Raw genomic sequence first — 19526 nt, 5'->3', positions numbered from 1 at the left:
GATCTAACACTAAAAGCTATTCGCCATCTGTTTTAGATTTTTTGAGTAGTACCAGTACTGCACCGTTACCGCCATCTTTTGGCGGGGCAGAGCAAAAAGCTAATACTTCTGGTAACTGACGTAGCCAACCATTTACACAGGTTTTCAGAATAGCTTCGCTACCTTTGCCATGGACAATTTTTACCATAGTCTCATTGTTCTGCTTGGCTTGGCTTAGCAATTGAGTCATAGCAGCACGTGCTTCCTCAATAGTACAGCCATGAATATCTACGGCGTCATACCAACGTAGCTTGCCTTGTTTCAGCTGAGTAAAGATCTTATTTTGCAGCGTAGGCTGTTTATATGATAAGTAAGCTTCAGCTGCCACAGGGTTAAGTAGCGCTTGCATATCTGATAAACCTGCACCCAAATCGCTACTTTCACCACCTTGAGCAGCTGCACGTTTTGAGAGAGTAGCTGCATCAGGTTTGCGTGCTTTTGATGCGTTGGCTGGTGAACGAACGTTCTTATCATCAAGTTGATTTACGCCGTGCATCGCTTGCATAAACAGAACTTTATCATCATCGATATGTTCACTGTCTAACTGTTTGACTGTTTTCTTTACTTGCTTTTGGGTTAGCAATGAAACAGGTTCTGTTGGCTTTTGATCTACGCCATCAGGTGAAGTAGTATCATGCCCTTTGCTCAGTTGCCCTTTGAGCTCTTTGAGCTGATCTTGCATTTCTTTTGAAAATAGAGAGTTTGCCATAAAAGTTAACGTATCGTTGGTTAATGAATGAGTGATTTGTTTATTAGCCCTTTAAAAGCTATCTAATCTTAAATTAAGCTATTTCAGTTACTTTACTCGTCTGCTGCGACGCCCGCAAGTAAGGATTGTAACGCTTGTCCAGGGTGATCGGTCTTCATGAACCGCTCACCAATTAAAAAATGCTGAATATCGTGGTCTAACATCAAACGAATATCATCGCTACTATGAATACCACTTTCGGTAACGATAAGTGGTTTCTGCGCTGTACTATCAGCGTCAGTAGCCAAAGCTTCGATTAAAATATTTTTTAAATCGAGAGTAGTTTGCAAATTGACATCGAAAGTATTTAAATCACGATTATTAATGCCGTAAATATTGTGCTCTGAACGTGGCAGCTGGAGTGCGCGCTCAAGCTCAGCTTTGGTATGTACTTCAATCAATACATCCATACCTAATTCGATACTCAGCGCATGTAGCTCTTGTAACTGGGTATCGTCAAGGCAAGCCATGATTAACAGAACACAATCTGCACCCATCAAATAAGATTGATAAATTTGATAAACATCAATCATAAAATCTTTGCGCAATATAGGCAGGCTTGTAGCGTTAGAAGCTTGGATAAGATAGCTGTCATCACCCTGAAAATAATCACGATCAGTCAATACAGATAAGCAACTGGCACCAGCTTGCTCATATTGCTGAGCAAACAAAGCGGGCGCAAAGTTATGATTAATGATGCCCTTAGATGGTGATGCTTTTTTAATTTCAGCGATGATGCCGATACCGTTGTTTTTGTTACTGGCAGCTCGTAGGGCTGCTGCAAAGCCACGGCGTGATTTATTATCAGCGGCTACTTTTGCTTGGAGATTTTCAAGAGATAGCGCCTCACGAGCCGCTTTTACCTCGATCTGCTTAGTCGCGACAATACGCTGTAACACTGAGGGAATATCTGTATTGGTTGTGGTCATACTGTTATCCGAATATCGTTGAATGTAAATACACAGTGATTGCTAGGTTTGTATCTTTTAACAATGTTGTATAAGTTAAGCATTAGCTATTAGCTGCTGTGTATACTTGGCTAATGATTCAAGCTTAGTCAAAGCATCGCCATTTTGAATAACTTTTTGCGCTCGGCTCACACCATTCGAGTAGTTGCTGGCAAGTCCTGCGGTGTATATCGCCGCTCCTGCATTTAGTGCAATCATATCACGCGCTTTGAGCACAGCACGATCATGGGTGTCCTCACCCGATAAAGCAGCGCGTATCAGCTCAAGACTTTGCTCAGGAGAGTCGACATCGAGACCGATAAGGGTTTGTGATTCGATGCCAGCATCTTCTGGCATCATCTCATAGACTGATATTTCACCGTCTTTTAACTCAGCGACCGTGGTCGAAGTTGCAAGGCTGATTTCATCCAAACCGTCTTTTGCGCCGACAACCATGACATGACGTGCGCCTAAATTTTTCATGACTTTAGCGATAGGCTCACACAGCTGGGCAGTAAATACACCAATGACTAAATTAGGTGTCCCAGCTGGGTTGGTCAAAGGCCCTAAGATGTTAAAAATGGTCCGTGCTTTAAGCTCACGGCGTACCGGATTGGCATAACGCATGGCACTATGGTGGTTGGGTGCAAATAAAAAGCCAATACCTTCATTTTCGATACAGTCTTTCGCTTGTTCAGGCGTAAGTGCCAAACTGATACCCGCTTGCTCAAGTAAGTCGGAACTACCAGACTTAGTCGATACTCCGCGGTTGCCATGCTTAGCAACTTGCGCACCAGCTGCAGCGACAACAAAGGCTGACGCAGTAGATACGTTGAATAAATTAGCGCCATCGCCGCCTGTGCCGACGATATCAACTAAATAATCACAGTTCTTTGGTGCAATATTGGCAGCCAACGCGCGCATGGCACTAGCCGACGCAGTAATTTCATCAATTGATTCACCTTTCATACGCAGACCAGCCAAAATAGCACCCATCATGGCGTTGCTACATCTGCCCTGCATAATAATGAGCATGACTTGATACATCTCGTCGAAAGTTAAATCAATATGCTGAAAAATTCTACCCAAGGCAGTGGTCAATAACTGATGAACGCCTTCATCAGAAAGCTGAGCAATATCATCTGGTATATGAGCAGCTGGTTTATAGTTTTCCTGTAAATTAGCAGTGGTCATTAAGGTCTCACTTCTTATTATTTTTTACATTGGTTTTAATTAGATGTTTGGATTGGTTTTGTCGGTTTAGACTTTAAATCCAGTTTTAATAGTCAGCTAGCCCACTTGCGGCAACTCATCTGCAGATAATACTGCCAGATTATGGGTCCGCAAAAAATTATTAAGCAGCTGATATCCTGCTTCACTTAAGATGGATTCGGGATGGAATTGAACACCTTCGATTGCGAAAACTTTATGACGTATGCCCATAATCTCTTCAATGCTACCATCCTTGTTTTGTGTCCACGCAGTCATCTCTAAACAATCCGGTAAGCTAGTTTTATCAATCACGAGGGAATGATAACGCGTCACTTGTGATGGGTTAGGTAGGTCGGTAAAAACGCCTTGACCAGTATGATAAACAGCTGATAAGCGTCCGTGCATGACTTCACCGGCTTTGACCACTTGTCCGCCAAATGCTTGCCCAATCGCTTGATGACCCAAGCATATCCCCAAGATAGGGACAACGCCTTTAAAGGTATCAATCACTTCTAAGGAAATACCCGCACGATCTGGATCACAAGGGCCAGGGCCAATGACGATGACATCGGGAGCAAGGGTTTTAATCTGTTCGATTGTGACTTGATCGTTACGCCAGACGGTGATGTCCTGCTGTAATTCACCGAAGTACTGTACAATATTGTACGTAAAGCTGTCGTAGTTATCGATCATCAGAATCATTATGCTCTCAATCTATTGGTATGGTTATAATTTATAAACGCTCTACTATTATGCTCGTATTTATCAGGCAAAATTTTATAGAAGCTTGATATCTTACCACTATTTTAGTGGGTATCAAACGGGACACCTATCTATCCAGCTGTTCTTAGAGGTTTTATTTTTTATTACAAGCGTATTTTACTAAATACTAACCTTATTGTAGAAAAATAAAGATTTTTTGCGCACCAATTTAAACCACAAAAATACTTGAGCACTAATTTAGTGCATTTTTCATATCATTAACGCCTATTATTGTGCAGGTGATAGAGTTGGCATATATATAGTTTTGATGCTGAATTTAGACTTATCCTATACCTACCATGGTTTATCATACAAAATTAACTTTAGGTCGTGATTGCTAAATAAATTTGGCATAGGGTTTGCACCCTTATATTACAATTAGGATGCTAATATAAATTCATCTCGTACCATTCATTATTATAAGCTTAAGGTTAAAATCTAGCAGATGAGTTGGTTGAGATGTTATAACTGTTCAGCATTATTGATCAGATATTGCTAAAATAGCGCCAGCATCGTGTAAGCTTATAAGCGGTAGAGGAAAGTGATTGATCGATATCACAATCATGAGTCTGAGCTAATACCTAAATATAACAGTGAGCACAGCTCTTTAAAACGTAACAATATGATAACCACAAGGGAGACTATTCATGTCTAATAAATTATTGGATCTTATTAAATCATCTAGTGCAAAATGGGTTGATTTTCGCTTTACCGATACTCGTGGTAAAGAACAACATATTAGCTTTCCAGCTTCTACTATTGACGAAGAAGTAATGGAAGATGGCAAAATGTTTGATGGCTCATCTATCGCTGGTTGGAAGGGTATTGAAGCTTCAGATATGATTTTGCGTCCTGATCCAGATACTGCTTTTCTTGACCCTTTCTTTGATGCAGTCACCGTTGTAGTCACGTGCGATATCATTGAGCCAACGACTTTGCAAGGCTATGACCGCGACCCGCGTTCTATCGCTCGCCGTGCTGAAGAATACTTAAAATCGACTGGTATTGGTGATACTGCATACTTTGGTCCTGAGCCTGAGTTTTTTGTATTTGATGAAGTAAAATGGTCGATTGAGATGTCAGGCGTCAGCCATAAGATCGTTGCTGAAGAAGCAGCATGGTCGACTAACAACGATTATGAGTGGGGTAACATGGGACACCGTCCACGTGTTAAGGGCGCTTATTTCCCAGTACCACCAATCGATAGCTCACAGGACATGCGTTCTGTCATGTGTGAGCGTCTAGAAGAAATCATCGGTGAAGGCTGTATCGAAGTCCATCATCATGAAGTTGCGCCTTGTCAGTCAGAGATTGGTGTCGCATTCAACACTTTAGTACGTAAAGCTGACGAAGTGCAGCAGTTAAAGTACGTCGTTCATAACGTTGCCCATCAGTTTGGCAAAACGGCAACTTTCATGCCAAAACCTGTGGTCGGTGATAACGGCTCTGGTATGCATGTACATATGTCTATCTCAAAAGACGGTGTAAACACTTTCTCTGGTGATGAATATGCTGGTCTGTCTGAGACAGCACTATATTTCATTGGCGGCATTATCCATCATGCCCGTGCTCTGAATGCTATTACCAACCCTTCGACTAACAGTTATAAACGCCTAGTGCCACATTACGAAGCGCCTATCAAACTGGCATATTCTGCTTCTAACCGCTCAGCGTCTATCCGCATTCCACATGTTAGTAGCCCAAAAGCCGTTCGTGTTGAAGCACGCTTCCCTGATCCAGCAGCCAACCCGTACTTAACTTTTGCAGCGCTACTGATGGCTGGCCTTGATGGTATTCAAAATAAGATGCACCCAGGTGATGCCGCTGATAAAAACTTGTATGATTTGCCTCCAGAAGAAGAAGCGCAAATCCCAACGGTTGCTGAAAGCTTAGAGGTCGCGCTACAAGCGTTACGTGATGATCATGAGTTTTTATTAAAAGGTGATGTATTCACTGAAGAGATGCTAGAAGCATTTATCGCGCTAAAAGAAGAAGAAGTACAGCGTGTCAATGTTACTGTGCATCCAGTTGAATTTGATTTATATTACAGCTGCTAGTTAACAGTTAAAGCGCTCAGATAATTTGAGTAATAAAAGCCAGCTAAGTAAATCTTAGCTGGTTTTTTCTTTTTTAAAAGAACTTGTAAAACTAAATAATAAGCTTCCTAAAAATCACTACTGATTTAGCGTTAAAAATCCCGCATAATAGTATTAATCATATATTAATAATAAGCACTTATTAGGTTGGCTGACTATGTATACGCATTCGAAAAATAAAATGAAAAAACAAGACAGTTCACAGTTTAGAAATATCAAGCTAACTGGGTTGTTAACAGGTGTGTTCATTGGTACAGTCAGCCTTTATGCACCGATGATTAATGCCGCGCCCATCTATAAAGTGGTAGATGAAAAAACTGGACACGTAACTTTTACTGATCGTCCGCAAAGCTATGAAAATCAGGCCAATAAACAAGTCAGCCAAACCGATGTTGTTACTAATGTTACTGCTAATAATACTGCTAACGATAATAATGTTAGTAACAGCTTAGGTGCTGGTTCTAATGGCAGAGCTATCACATCATCTCAAACGACAAATTCTTCAGCAGTCTCACAACAGACTGCATCTCCTGCTACCAAATCTGCACGAGTGAGATATCAGCTGACCATGATAGAGCCGAGCGAAGCACGTGCTTATCGCCGTCCTGCACAGAGTATCGATGTCAAACTACAACTAAAGCCTGTGCTACAAGCTGGCGATCAAGTAATAATTTATCTTGATGATAATGAAGTGGCGCAAGGCCTGAGTGCATCTATCGCAACGGTAGATATTTTACCGGGTACGCATAGTATTCGAGCCGTTATCAAAAATGAAGCAGGGCAAACGCTTAGCCAAATTGAGCGTACTATTTACGTAATACAAAATACGGTAATCTTGCAGAACAAAAAGAAAATTGCCGCGCAAATGCTTGCTTATCAGCGTCTACCATGGCATCAAAAAGTAATGTTAAAATTGCGTCAAAAGGAAATCAATCTGCAAAAAGCACAGAATAGCCAACCTATAACTAACGATGCTTTTACTAACATATCTAGGCAATAGCTAGGTAAAGTAGCCAAATAAAACATCAGTGCTCAAAGGTTTATCAGTGCTGAATGGTTTAATGGTCAATGTAGCTTAACAATTTGTATAAAGGGGCAATCACTATCAATAGTGATTGCCCCTTATTTTTGCTTGGAAAATACTGTAATCAAACTAAACTTTAATTAGCTGATTTTTTGCCCACTTAGTTCAATTATTTGGTAAGCTCAATTGTACCGTTAGCGGTGACCGATATTGTACTGTTACCAGACTCAAAGCTCTGACTCGGAACTGATGCATCTGCTGCCTCAGCTTTCATATTCATGCTGCTATACATTGGACGAGGATAGTTGCTACCAGTGTTTAAGCTAACATTCACTACACGATAGCCACGAGCATCCCAAGCGCGTGTTAGATTTTTAGCTTGCTTTTGAAAAGAACGAGAAGCATCAGTCATTAACTTTTGCTCTAGCGCGTCTTTTTTATCATCTGAGACCCCAAAATTTAGATTATCCATCACTAAGGTCTCTTGCAAATCAGCAATAAGCTGGCTAGTCGCTGCAAAATCTGTGCTTTTAAGATCTATATTTGCCTGTCCTGTCCAGCCAATAATTTTGTCGTTTTTATCGTAGCGTGGATAAGTGCGTTGCTGGCCGGTGCTGACTGTCACACTAGGGTAGCGTTTAGCAATTTTCATAGCGTTATTGATTGAAGTGTTGAGCGTTGTGGCCAGTGCTTTAGCATTGGTTGCCTGTGCTTTTTTGTACATACTAGCGCGTACTTCATCATTTTGAATTTCTTCTTTAACTTCCGTTTGGAAGCTAAGTTGATCATAACCAGTTGGTTCTGCATGCGCACTGCCCATCATAGCGGTTAGTAGGCAAGCGGTACCAGTAGTAAGAGCTACTTTATTAAGTAAAGTGCTTCCCATAATTATCTCCTAAGTAAAATTAATGATATTGACACAGATCGTGTTCAAATAGGAATTGCGATCTATATTAGAAGCTATAGGCATTCATTTTATTTTGTTAGGTAATACCTAGTAAGCTGAGCTTCACTAACCAAAATAGCAAAATTTAGACGAGTCCTTGTGAGAATTTTGTCACTAAATATCGCAATTGTTTGCTATGGTAATTAAACAGTTTTGAGATAGGGGTTGTAATACTGAAAAATTCTTGTATAATCTGCAACTGGTGGCTCCATTGGTAGCCTCGCAACATTGTTCTATGAATCCCGCCAGGACCGGAAGGTAGCAACGGTAATAGTTATGATGTGTGCCGAGGATGTGCTTTTGGAGTCGCTTTTTTTTGCTTAAAATTTGATAACTGCTTCGATAAACCATTTAAGAAGTTTATATGATGTACTAAGCCCTTCATTGCAAAGGGCTTTTTTTGTGCCTGCATTTCGTCTGATTCTGGCGTTTCATTGATTAAGATAGGTTAAAATAATATGTATTAACTTTTATCAACGCTGATATTAATACTGAAAGATTTGAGGCTCATTTATGAAAATATTCGTTTGGCTATTTATTATTATTGTGGTGCTAGTCGTTGTTTTTGGTGTATCGATATTTAACAAGTTGGTACGGGCGCGCAACCAAGCGAAGAATGGCTTTGCACAGATAGATGTGCAGCTAAAGCGCCGTCATGATTTGATTCCAAACTTGGTAGAGACTGCTAAGCGTTATTTAACCCACGAAGAAGAGACACTCAGCCGCGTGATTAGCGCACGTAACCATGCCCAAAGCTTGCAAGACTCTAATAAGCATCAACCAGACTCACTTGAGCATATGGCATTATTTGCTAAAGCAGAAGGTATGCTTTCCAAAGCATTGGGGCAATTCTCAGCTGTCGTGGAAGCGTATCCGGAATTAAAAGCGGACAGTATGATTAAAGAGTTGATGGATGAGCTCACCAATACAGAGAACCGTATTGGCTTTGCGCGTCAGCATTATAACGATAGCGTGATGTTCTACAACAATGACCGCGAAGTGTTTCCAAACAATCTTGTCAGCAGCACCTTTGGATTTCGTCCACTTAGCCCTTTAGTGTTTGAAGACAGAAAGGCCATTGCTCAAGCACCTGTCGTCAATATGGGCTAATGTTTCATTATATTCAGATGCGTTTAGCTATTTTTAAATCAGGCATATAGATGGATTTTTTTGGTGAACAGCGGACACGTACTCAGCGCAGCCTGTTGCTCTACGGGCTGTTTTTTCTCATAGTATTTGCACATATAGCAGTGGCGCTTGGGGTAATGGCGCTGCTGCTTACCCTATTTACTGGTGGTGTGTATTATTGGGCACTGGTACTGGTCATTGTTTGGACGTTGGCTAGCTTTATTGGTGGTAGCTTTTTAGAGTATCGCCGTTTAAAGACTGGTGGTCGTGCTATTGCCCAGCGCGTGGGTGCGGTGCGTTTGTTTATCGATAACAGTCAGGACGCTTGGGAACATAGCAGCGGGGTCGCCCATCAGCATGAGTCTGTTTCAAAGGTTCGCTTTAGTGACCGTCATATAGCGGTACGTGATGAGCGTGATTTTCCGCCTGTCTATCGGCGTTATTATGAGATTGCCCAGCAGTTGGCTATTGCTTCCGGTCTAAGTATGCCAATTCTTTATGTGCTGCCTGATGAGCAAGGCATCAATGGTTTTGTCGCTGGTCGCCATAGTCAGGATATGGTGTTAGTCGTCACCCAAGGCGCGCTTGATAAGCTGTCTGATGAGGGGCTATACGGACTTATAGGTCATGAGTATGGTCATATACTGCATGGCGATGCGACGTTTAATTTGCAGCTGATGGTGGTACTGGCAGGCTTGCAGATAGTCTATGACTGGAGTGATCCTATCAGTAATAAAGCCTCTGGTTATAGTCAGCAAGGCAGTTATTTCGATAGCTCGATTGATAGCTCTTTTAATAGTGCTGTTAATCGAGCCATGCCTTTGCCACAAAGCGCAATCGATAGTCGTGCACGCAGCACTGAGGCGCAGACAGCAAGCTTTACGAGCCATAGCGAATGGGTATCTTACTGGCAAACCCAATCGAACAGTCATCAGTCATCAGCAAAAAGCCAGCCTAGATGGCTAGAAAATAGACCTGTGATTGATCGGCAAGCACCGCGCAGTGTTTGGACATTGCTGTTACATGGGTTGAGTTTTTCGAGTATGGCAAGTGCGCAGCTGATTAAGCATAGCTTTAACCGTCAGCGTGAATTGCTCGCTGATGCGACCAGCGTGCAGCTGACACGCTCGCCTGCAATTATCGAAACTTTAAAGGCTATTCATCAAGACTCGCTTGGTTCACGCTTATCAAATATCGCTGATATCAATGGGCTGAGTCACTTCTTTTTTGCTAGCAGTGGGGCGGATCTGGGGGATGTCTCATGGTTTGCTACGCATCCTAGCTTAGCTGAACGCATGAGAGCCATTAATGCTAATGCTTATCATGACTTTGCCGTTCAGGTCGCAAGAGAGAAGCGCATAAATCAACAAAAGATAAAAGAGATATATGAACAGCGTCGTCTTGGTAATTGGGGAGCAATAAAAGTAAATAGCCTAAGCAGTAATCAAGAAGAAATCACGCCCCAATCTCATATCTCCAAAGCTGAATCAACATCTGTTAATCATGCTGTTGATAATAGTATCAACGAGAATCCTAATGATATTACTAACAATGAAGTTTCAGCTTTTTCTGTGAATAAACTTAGCAATGAATTGGAAATATATACAGGAGTTGAGTTTGTCGTAGAGGAAGATGTGGTTGTTGATGGGCGTTTGCAGGTACTGGCAGAAGATATTGGTACTTATCAGCTGTTAAAACCATGGATGGCAAAACCTGACAGCGATTTGCCATCAGCAGCTTTGATTAGTATTGACGATATAAACAAAGTTACACTACCACAGCATGTGCTCAATCACAGTCATCACCCACTAGGAGCGCAGGCATTAATAGAAGCCATCATGCTATGCCATCAAGGACAGACAATATCTACGACTGGCATGTATGATTTAAAAGATATTTGGATTGGGCTTCCAAACGATAGTGTGTCTGCTGCTGACACCGATGCTAATACTAATAATAATACTTTCAGTAACCCTCAAATTTTAGCGCATACGCTAGACCATAAATTATTAAAAATAGTGGCGAGTTTTGACCGGCGTTTAGACAGCGCTTTGATTACATTCGCTGTGAAGCAAATCAGTCAGCATAACTTATCAGAAAGCACTATTGATCAATTACGTCTCAAAAGTGAACGCAGTCATAGTAACCAAGCCCATCAACACTATGTAAAGCAGCAAAAGTGCCGTACGATGCTGTTGCGCTATCAACAAGGCCTGCTTGAGTTGTTTGGAAAACAGCTATCAGCTGATCTGACTAAAAGTTTCGCTCATAACGTATCAGCTAAAAAAGATTTAATGGTTAACGAACAGCCAGTACCGACTCATGTAAAAAGTACCTTGATCTCAACTCCAGCGCAGCAAGCTTCACCAATTCTATCGCTATGGCAAGCACTGCATTTACAGCAGTTACGGCCGATATTTTCTGAAGTTTTAAATGATACTGATGTAGATACACAGAGTGAATGGCAACCGCTATTACAGAGGGGTATGAGTGATATATGCGCTCAGCTTGACCCTTCAGGACAGGTGTTTAACGGTCTTAATGTGGTTAAGAGGGCTATATTGACGTTGCTTGCATATCGGCTATCGAAAGATGTCAAAGGTCAAATGATATTGACGTTGGATAGCTCAGTACCTATTTCAGAGTTCGGCTATAATAATGACAGTGTTGCGCACTATATTGTGGATTTACATCGCCATACACGCTTGATTGATATTGATTTAACCACGGTCAGTGATGCAAATTTGCAATGGCTGCTATTAACCGCACAAAATTTAAATAGCATTCAGTTACTGGCCATTATTGACGCTGTTCCTATCTTTCAAACAACTACTTCTAGGGCACCTATAGCAGATACTCAGTCTAAGAATAATTATCGAGAGGGACAACAGGATAGCCATCAAATAGATTATAATGAGTATCGGCAATGGCTAAGTACGTTGCATACGGTGATGTTACACGATACGATAATTAGTCAGGATGAGTACGACTGCTTGATGGTACTCGCAGAGCACTGGTTAGGCGTTCGTCAAATTTTTTGATAAATGTCATTGATTGAAGCTGGGTGAGTGTTTCGCTAGCAAGAAGCTAAATATTTTAGATCGTTTCTCAACATCATTTTTGGCATTGTTTTTGACATTAAAATCTTGTAAACCCATTTTAGATAAGTAGGATAGTAGAGTCGTATGAGTGAGATCCAAGAGCCGCTAATTGTATTGCAGCATCGTATGCAGCAGCGCCAGATTTTAGCGATGATGGGTATCAATCAGTGGGTGCAGCCGAATTCAGAAACCCTAAATATTGCAGATATTTCTGCGCCTGTTTTACCTGACCCTACTATAATTAATAGCGCCATTCAGTCTACTTCTGCCGATACAACTATTCAACAGCCAAGCATTAGCCGTCCAAATATAGAACATCCAAGTATTGACGCTGCAAACGTTGATCATTCAAATATAGAGTCTGCGGAATCTATATCAGGCATAGTAGATGATGAATCTATTAGCCATTATCATGATGACGTTAATGAGCCAAATTTAAGCTATCCTGACGAACAAAGCCCTGTTACCTATAGTTTTGACACGACTGTCCCTGATACCTCTAAGACAGTCGTTACATCCCTTGTAGATTCTGTCGTTCAGCAAGCCGCTATTGCTGACACAAATAGCGCTGAGAATTTTAAGGAAGATAGTTTTAAAGAGGACAGCTTTAAAAAAGTAGCACCATTTGATTTACAAGGTGGTCGCTATGGCGATTGGGTGGTTTTGGTTGATATCCAAGCACTTAATAACGACAGTCAAAAACTGTGGCAAAATATCACGCAAGCGTTGTCAATCACCTGTGAGACAACATCATTTCCTATCTGCGAGGGGATGGATACGGCTGAGCTTGCCAATGCTAGCCTTGCTGGATATGTGTTTAAAATTGGACGCAGCGAAGAGATAAAAGTTGCTGCATTAACTGCGTTGCCTGACGGCCTTGCGCATCCTACTGTGACTACTGTGCCTACATTGGATGAGATGCTTGCTGATAGTAGCCTTAAGCGTCAGCTTTGGGAGCAGTTGTCGAGACAGAGTTAAAGACTTACAGTCTGCTGCAATAGCTATTGAACATAGTGATTAAGAATAAAAATAGAGACAAGACTTACCTTAAGAGGTTTTAAAGCAGCAGTTTGAAGCCTTAGCTTTTAAAACTTATATAACAACGATGATTTCATCATATTTAGGATAATGATTATGACTACCAAAGCCGCTCCTAACCGTGTACCTAATTTTTCAGCGGGACCCGCCACCATACCGACCGCAGTGCTAGAGCGTGCGCAAAGTGAGCTACTTGATTGGCAAGGGCGCGGTATGTCAGTCATGGAAGTGAGCCACCGTAGCAAAGAGTACATCGCAATTACCGAAAAAGCCGAAGCTAAATTGCGCTCATTGATGGACATTCCAGACAATTATAAAGTGCTGTTTTTGCAAGGTGGTGCAAGCTTACAATTTTCAGCGATACCATTGAACTTATTAAATGGTGGGCGCGGTGACTACCTGACTACGGGTGCATGGTCAGGTAAAGCCATCAAAGAAGCACAGCGTTATGCCAATCTAGGTCTTGGTGAGATTAATCTAGTGGCAACTGGTAAAGATAGTAACTTTACTGACGTGCCAGCCCAAAGCGATTGGAATATAAGCGAAGATGCTGCGTACTTCCACTACTGCGCCAATGAGACTATTCATGGTTTGCAAATATTTGAGCCACCACAAGTTGATGCACCTCTAATTGCCGATATGTCTTCTTGCATTTTGTCACAGCCAATCGATGTCTCTAAGTTTGGGATGATATATGCTGGTGCGCAAAAAAACATTGGTCCAGCAGGATTGATCATTGTGATTATTCGTGAAGACTTATTGGGGCAGGCGAGTGAGTGGTGCCCACTACTAATGAACTATGAGCATCAAGCTGAAAAAGAATCCATGTCAAACACGCCAGCGACGTATTCTTGGTACTTGGCAGGGTTGGTATTTGATTGGTTAGAAGAGCAAGGCGGCGTTGCTGCTATCGGCAAAATTAATCAGCAAAAAGCAGATTTGCTTTACAAAACGATTGATGAAAGCAACTTATATAGTAATCCAGTTGATCCTAAGTATCGTTCTATCATGAATGTGCCGTTTACGTTAGCAGACAGCAGCCTTGATAAAATATTTTTAGAAGAGTCAGAGGCAGCAGGTTTGATGCATTTAAAAGGTCACCGCGATGTGGGCGGTATGCGTGCCAGTATTTACAATGCAGTGTCGCTAGACTGGGTGCAGCAATTGGTTGACTTTATGATAGCGTTTGAAAAAAAGCATGCTTAAGTTAGCATAAGCTTTAGAACAAAGGACGCAGCTTTTATGAGTTGCGTCTTTTTTTATCAAAAATTAACCTTCTTTTTGGATGAGTAGGGCGTTATACCGCAAACTCAACACTGCAAACCATTAGGTTAAAAAACCTAAATTTGTTATGATGAAATTTTGCAGCAATTATGAGAGCTTATGTTGTGCCGTATGTTCTTTTAATTGTCATTTAAGCTGCAATGAATTTTCAGTCATTAGGTAAATTCTGCATACATCCATTTGGTTTGGCAGAGGGGTTTGTTATAACTTTATTATGATAAAAAATACCATGCTAAAAACTGTCCTGTTAGTGACAATTGTGAGTTGGATACCAGCCAGTATCGCAGTTCCAATCACCACGACTGCGCTTGGTCATAATAGTACCACTGAGTATATTGATGCGCCCTTTATGCCCTATGCCAATCCAAATGCACCGACAGGGGGTAAATTATCGCTTGATGCGCGTGGCACCTTTAATGCTGCCAACAAATGGTTGACAACTGGTGTAGCAATGATTGGCACCGATTATCTATATGATACCTTGATGACTGGTTCACTAAATGAAGCTTTTACCATGTATCCGCAGCTGGCAAGCAAGGTAACTTACGACCCTGATGACACCAGCTGGATTATCTATCATATTAACCCTGCCGCACGCTTTTGGGATGGGTCTCCTGTGACCAGTAGCGATGTCAAAGCTACTTATGACGCGATATTGAATAAAGGGCCGATGTATATTCGTAGCTATTTAGGTGATATTAAAGACATTGAGATTATTAATAAACAACAAGTAAAGTTTGTCTTTGCCTCAGATAATAATAAAGAAATTTTATTAACAGTCGGGCAGTTTCCTATTTTTGCCAAATCCTCTATTGATGCTAACTTTGAAAAAATCAGCTTAACGCCATTGATGGGCAGCGGTCCTTATAAGTTAGGTCGTGTCGATGCGGGGCGCGCGGTTAGTTATATACGTGATCCCAATTATTGGGGTCGTGATTTGATGGTCAATCGCGGTCGTTATAACTTTGATATGATTAAGTTTGTGTATTATCAAAGCGATGAGATTGCTTTTGAGGGTTTTAAATCTGGGCAATATCGCTTCCGCCCAGAAAACAAAGCCTCTAATTGGGCAACGGGTTACAATTTCCCAGCCGTCAAAGCAGGTATGATTAATAAAGAAACCATAAGTAGTGAAAACCCAGTACCGATGCAGGGTCTAGTGATGAATATGCGTCGGCCACTTTTTCAAGATATTCGCGTTCGCCAAGCATTGACGGCTGCTTATGATTTTGAGTGGATGAATAAAACCTTGTTTCATGGGCAGTATGAACGCTTGCAAAGCTTCTTTCATGGCTCTGAGCTTGCCGCTACTGGTACGCCATCTGCTGCTGAGATGCAGGTGCTAACACCTTTGTTATCTAAGCTTGAACCAATACAGCGTCAAGCCGTATTAGCAAAGTGGCAACTGCCGACTAGTGATAGTAGCGGCTTTAATCGCAAAGCGTTATTAAAGGCGCGGCAGCTGTTGCTAGATGCTGGCTTTTATTATGACGATATGAAGCTATATCAACCTGATGGTAAGCTTGCTCAGATCGAAATTTTGATGACGGGCGAGACTATGGGACGTGTATTGTTGCCTTATATTCGTAATTTAAAGCGGTTAGGATTTGATGCCACCCTACGTCAAGTGGATGGTCCGCAATATTACGAGCGTGTGCGCCGTTTTGATTATGATATGGTGGTTGATGTATTCGCCCAAAGTTTATCCCCTGGTGCTGAGCAAGCGGCTTTTTGGGGTAGCGCGGCTGCCGATGAGCCTGGTAATAGAAATACAATCGGTATTAAAAACCTAGTTATCGATGAGATAACAGCTGCACTTGCAAATGCTAAGAGCCGTGAAGAGATTGTTTTATATACTAAAACACTCGATCGCCTGCTACGAGCTGGTCATTATTTAGTACCTCTATATGGCAAATCTGCAACCAATGTTGCCTACTGGAATCAATATCGTCATACTGAAAAGCTGCCGACCAACGCTGTAGGCATTGATTATTGGTGGTCAGATAAAGAAGCAGAAGCACGCGTTGATAAATATTTAAGACAATAAGTGACAATGTTTTTAAAGTAACGGTCTTTAGTAGTGGACCTTTTTAAAATAACAGCAATTTAAGATATTGATAAGGTTACAAACTAAAAGTATTGGCTATCGTTATTTAACACAGACAAAGTGGTTTAGCCGTTCATGGATAACTAGTAATAGAAATAACTATTGGTAAGGATTTAATATGAGTATTCGTATTCACCCAATTAAAGCGTTCAATGATAATTATATTTGGACATTAATCAATGAAAGTAATAAACAGGCGATTGTCATTGATCCAGGTCAAGCCGAGCCGGTTGTTGCCTATCTAGAAGAGAACCAGTTAGAACTCACCTCGATTTGGACTACGCATCATCACCACGATCACATTGGCGGCGTAGCAACACTGCAAGAGTCTTATCCTATGACGCATTTGGTCGCACACAGCGAGCATACGGTAGACGAAGATCAGACTATTAAAGATGGTAGTACGGTAAGTGCGTGGGGCTGTTCTGCACAAGTATGGGATGTCTCAGGTCATACTGCCAGTCACATGGCTTATATATTAGATATCGACGGCAGTAAGCATTGCTTCTGTGGTGACACCCTGTTTAGTGCTGGTTGCGGACGCGTTTTTACTGGGACGATTGAGCAATTGCATGACAGCTTTAAGCGCTTAAATGAGCTGCCTGCTGAGACGTTACTGTATCCAGCCCACGAATATACTGCTAGCAATCTACGCTTTGGCCTATCTATTGAGCCTGACAATGAGGCGATGAAGCAAGCACTGGCGCAAGCAGAAGAAAAAACCGCACAAGGCATTCCGACGCTGCCAGTAACCTTAGAGCATGAGCGTGCAATCAATGTGTTTTTACGGACGCAAGAGCCGAGTGTGATAACAGGCGTAAAGTCTAAAGTAAATATCGAAGATGATAAGTCTTTGACCGTATTTGCAGCGTTACGTGAACTTAAAAACAACTTCTAAATGCTAAGTTGTCATATCTGTTTATTATAGGAAACCGCCACTATGGGTCGTTATATCTTAAAAAGATTGTTACTGATATTACCGACGCTATTTTTGATATTGCTGGCGAACTTTGTGATTGTACAAGCGGCTCCTGGCGGTCCTGTAGAGCAGCAGCTAGCGCTTATCGAGCAGGGCGCAAAAGACAATGCGCTCGGTGGTAATATCGGCGCGGGCAGTGCGGGCGGTAATAACAGTACCTATCAAGGGACTCGTGGTTTATCAGAAGAAATGGTTGCAGCGATTAATGCCCAATACGGCTTTGATAAATCGGCACCTGAGCGCTTTTGGCTGATGTTAAAGAACTATGCTCAGCTGGACTTTGGTGAGTCTTTTTTTAAAGGCCAATCAGTGACCGATCTCATCATAGAGAAGCTACCAGTATCAATCTCGCTTGGGCTTTGGAGTACGTTACTGATTTATATGATAGCCATTCCACTGGGTGTTTATAAAGCCATGCATCATGGCTCGGGGATTGATAAAGCCACCGCTATGCTACTTGCCATTGGGCATGCGATACCTGTATTTGTGTTTGCAGTCATACTACTGGTGTTTTTTGCGGGTGGTAGCTACTGGAATATTTTTCCACTGCAAGGACTAACCTCTGAGAATTTCGATCAATTAAGCGCATTTGGTAAAGTGAAAGATTACTTTTGGCATCTTGCATTGCCACTGCTGGCAAGTACCGTTGGCGGTTTTGCAGGCTTAACCTATTTGACCAAGTTTAGCTTTCTAGAAGAGCTGGGTAAGCAATACGTGCTCACCGCCCGTGCGAAAGGCTTGGGTGAGCGTCAAGTTTTATACGGTCATGTTTTTCGTAATGCGATGCTGATTATTATTGCCGGTATTCCAGCGGCTATCGTTGGAATTTTCTTTGCTGGTAACTTCCTCATTGAAATCATCTTTAAGCTTGATGGTTTGGGGTTGTTAGGTTTCGAAGCCATTCAGCAGCGCGACTATCCAGTGATATTTGGCACATTATTTATTTTTACCTTGATGGGACTGTTATTACAGTTAATCAGTGATTTAAGTTATCACTTGATTGATCCTCGTATTGATTTTGAGGGGCGCTAATGTCAAGTCATCCATTACCTTCAACGTCCTCAAGCACGTCTGCTATTTCACTAGAAAAAAAACGTCGCCTAAATCCTATCTGGCAGGCGCGACTAAATCGCTTCCGCCATAATCGTCTTGGGGTTATATCGCTGTTTGTTTTTTCGGCGATATTTGTCATTTGTATGGCAGCCAATGTGATTGCCAATGACAAGCCACTACTGGTGCAGTATCAAGGCGATTATTATTTCCCCGTACTAAAAGCCTATCCTGAGACGACTTTTGGCGGTGTATTTGAGACCGAAACCAATTACAAAGATCCTGCGGTGCAAACGCTGATTAATGATCAGGGTTATTATGTGATGCCGCTCATTCCATTTGCCGATCAGACGCCAAACGTTGAACTGGGCATTCCATATCCAGCCGCACCCAATAGCCAGAACTGGCTGGGTACTGATGATATGGGTCGTGATGTGCTAGCGCGGATACTTTACGGTATGCGCGTATCGTTATTGTTCGGTCTGGCACTGACACTAGCGGGCGCATTGATTGGCGTTATTATCGGTGCGATACAAGGATATTATGGTGGCTGGGTAGATTTGGCAGGGCAGCGTTTCATGGAAGTGTGGAGCGGTATGCCGCAGCTGTTTATGATTATTATTTTGGTCAGCTTGTTTAGCCCTAGTATTACCATGCTATTTGCCATGATGCTGTTATTCGGTTGGATGGGGCTGGTTGGTTTGGTGCGGGCAGAGTTTTTGCGGGCGCGTAACTTTGATTATGTCCGTGCTGCTCGCAACCTCGGGGTATCGGACAGTCAAATCATGCTCAGGCATATCTTGCCTAATGCGTTGGCCTCAAGCTTGTCGCAGCTGCCGTTTATCTTAACCGCCAATATTATTGCTTTAACAGCACTAGACTTCTTAGGATATGGTTTACCGCCTGGGTCACCATCGCTTGGTGAGCTGATGGTACAAGGGAAAAACAACCTTGATGCGCCTTGGCTGGCCTTATCTGGATTTTTTAGTTTAACTTTTATTTTATCATTGCTAATTTTCGTTGGCGAAGCACTGCGTGATGCCTTTGATCCGAGGCGCTCCTGAT

At 42.0% G+C, this 19526-nt stretch carries 15 protein-coding genes and 1 other RNA gene; 11 read left to right on the top strand and 5 right to left on the bottom strand.

All coding sequences use genetic code 11. From position 1 onward, the window contains the following. Positions 1-16: 16 nt before the first annotated feature. The 4 genes from ACTQ9S_RS08290 to ACTQ9S_RS08275 form a co-directional block, all read right to left on the bottom strand. Positions 17-748: a Smr/MutS family protein gene (locus ACTQ9S_RS08290; RefSeq protein WP_350656233.1), complete on the bottom strand. Its 732-nt coding sequence runs from the start codon at positions 746-748 to the stop codon at positions 17-19. A 92-nt stretch (positions 749-840) separates the two neighbouring features. After that, positions 841-1716: an indole-3-glycerol phosphate synthase TrpC gene (gene trpC / locus ACTQ9S_RS08285; RefSeq protein WP_440454680.1), complete on the bottom strand. Its 876-nt coding sequence runs from the start codon at positions 1714-1716 to the stop codon at positions 841-843. A 75-nt stretch (positions 1717-1791) separates the two neighbouring features. Further along, on the bottom strand, positions 1792-2928 hold the full coding sequence (gene trpD / locus ACTQ9S_RS08280; RefSeq protein ID WP_068035493.1) for an anthranilate phosphoribosyltransferase: 1137 nt from the start codon (positions 2926-2928) through the stop codon (positions 1792-1794). 96 nt (positions 2929-3024) lie between these two features. After that, complete coding sequence (locus ACTQ9S_RS08275) at positions 3025-3648, bottom strand: anthranilate synthase component II (RefSeq protein ID WP_068035495.1); 624 nt, start codon at positions 3646-3648, stop codon at positions 3025-3027. Positions 3649-4355: 707 nt separating this feature from the next. Here ACTQ9S_RS08275 and glnA point away from each other — a divergent pair. Both glnA and ACTQ9S_RS08265 read left to right on the top strand, forming a co-directional pair. Continuing rightward, positions 4356-5765, top strand: a complete 1410-nt coding sequence (gene glnA / locus ACTQ9S_RS08270; RefSeq protein ID WP_068035497.1) for a type I glutamate--ammonia ligase — start codon at positions 4356-4358, stop codon at positions 5763-5765. 196 nt (positions 5766-5961) lie between these two features. After that, entirely contained in the window at positions 5962-6804 is an 843-nt protein-coding gene (locus tag ACTQ9S_RS08265) for a DUF4124 domain-containing protein (protein ID WP_440454679.1), read from the top strand. Between the two features lie 193 nt (positions 6805-6997). On the opposite strand, the gene ACTQ9S_RS08260 is transcribed toward ACTQ9S_RS08265, so the two are convergent. After that, positions 6998-7714 carry an SIMPL domain-containing protein gene (locus ACTQ9S_RS08260; RefSeq protein ID WP_440454678.1) on the bottom strand — a complete coding sequence of 239 codons (717 nt, stop codon included), beginning with the start codon at positions 7712-7714 and terminating at the stop codon, positions 6998-7000. A 269-nt stretch (positions 7715-7983) separates the two neighbouring features. Here ACTQ9S_RS08260 and ffs point away from each other — a divergent pair. The 9 genes from ffs (at position 7984) to ACTQ9S_RS08215 (ending at position 19525) form a co-directional block, all read left to right on the top strand. Further along, positions 7984-8080: signal recognition particle sRNA small type (gene ffs, locus ACTQ9S_RS08255), an RNA gene on the top strand. Positions 8081-8287: 207 nt separating this feature from the next. After that, positions 8288-8884: a LemA family protein gene (locus tag ACTQ9S_RS08250; protein ID WP_068327341.1), complete on the top strand. Its 597-nt coding sequence runs from the start codon at positions 8288-8290 to the stop codon at positions 8882-8884. A gap of 50 nt (positions 8885-8934) precedes the next feature. Further along, entirely contained in the window at positions 8935-11943 is a 3009-nt protein-coding gene (locus ACTQ9S_RS08245) for a M48 family metalloprotease (protein ID WP_440454677.1), read from the top strand. Positions 11944-12087: 144 nt separating this feature from the next. Beyond that, a complete protein-coding gene (locus ACTQ9S_RS08240) occupies positions 12088-12981 on the top strand; it encodes a hypothetical protein (RefSeq protein WP_440454676.1) in 894 nt (297 codons plus the stop codon). Between the two features lie 156 nt (positions 12982-13137). Beyond that, a complete protein-coding gene (gene serC / locus ACTQ9S_RS08235) occupies positions 13138-14247 on the top strand; it encodes a 3-phosphoserine/phosphohydroxythreonine transaminase (protein WP_440454675.1) in 1110 nt (369 codons plus the stop codon). 292 nt (positions 14248-14539) lie between these two features. Beyond that, positions 14540-16372 (top strand): extracellular solute-binding protein, encoded by a 1833-nt coding sequence (locus ACTQ9S_RS08230; RefSeq protein WP_440454674.1) that lies wholly within the window; start codon positions 14540-14542, stop codon positions 16370-16372. A gap of 178 nt (positions 16373-16550) precedes the next feature. Further along, positions 16551-17330, top strand: a complete 780-nt coding sequence (gene gloB, locus ACTQ9S_RS08225; RefSeq protein WP_068035509.1) for a hydroxyacylglutathione hydrolase — start codon at positions 16551-16553, stop codon at positions 17328-17330. 42 nt (positions 17331-17372) lie between these two features. Continuing rightward, on the top strand, positions 17373-18443 hold the full coding sequence (locus ACTQ9S_RS08220; RefSeq protein ID WP_068035511.1) for a microcin C ABC transporter permease YejB: 1071 nt from the start codon (positions 17373-17375) through the stop codon (positions 18441-18443). Beyond that, positions 18443-19525 carry an ABC transporter permease gene (locus ACTQ9S_RS08215; RefSeq protein WP_440454673.1) on the top strand — a complete coding sequence of 361 codons (1083 nt, stop codon included), beginning with the start codon at positions 18443-18445 and terminating at the stop codon, positions 19523-19525. Before ACTQ9S_RS08220 ends, ACTQ9S_RS08215 begins: the two co-directional genes overlap by 1 nt. Position 19526: the final 1 nt, after the last annotated feature.

The sequence above is a fragment of the Psychrobacter sp. ASPA161_9 genome (assembly GCF_051970275.1).
In the GTDB taxonomy this organism is placed as follows: Bacteria; Pseudomonadota; Gammaproteobacteria; order Pseudomonadales; family Moraxellaceae; genus Psychrobacter.
The sequence above is the reverse complement of the archived record's forward strand: the minus strand, read 5'-3'. Positions and strand labels throughout refer to the sequence as shown.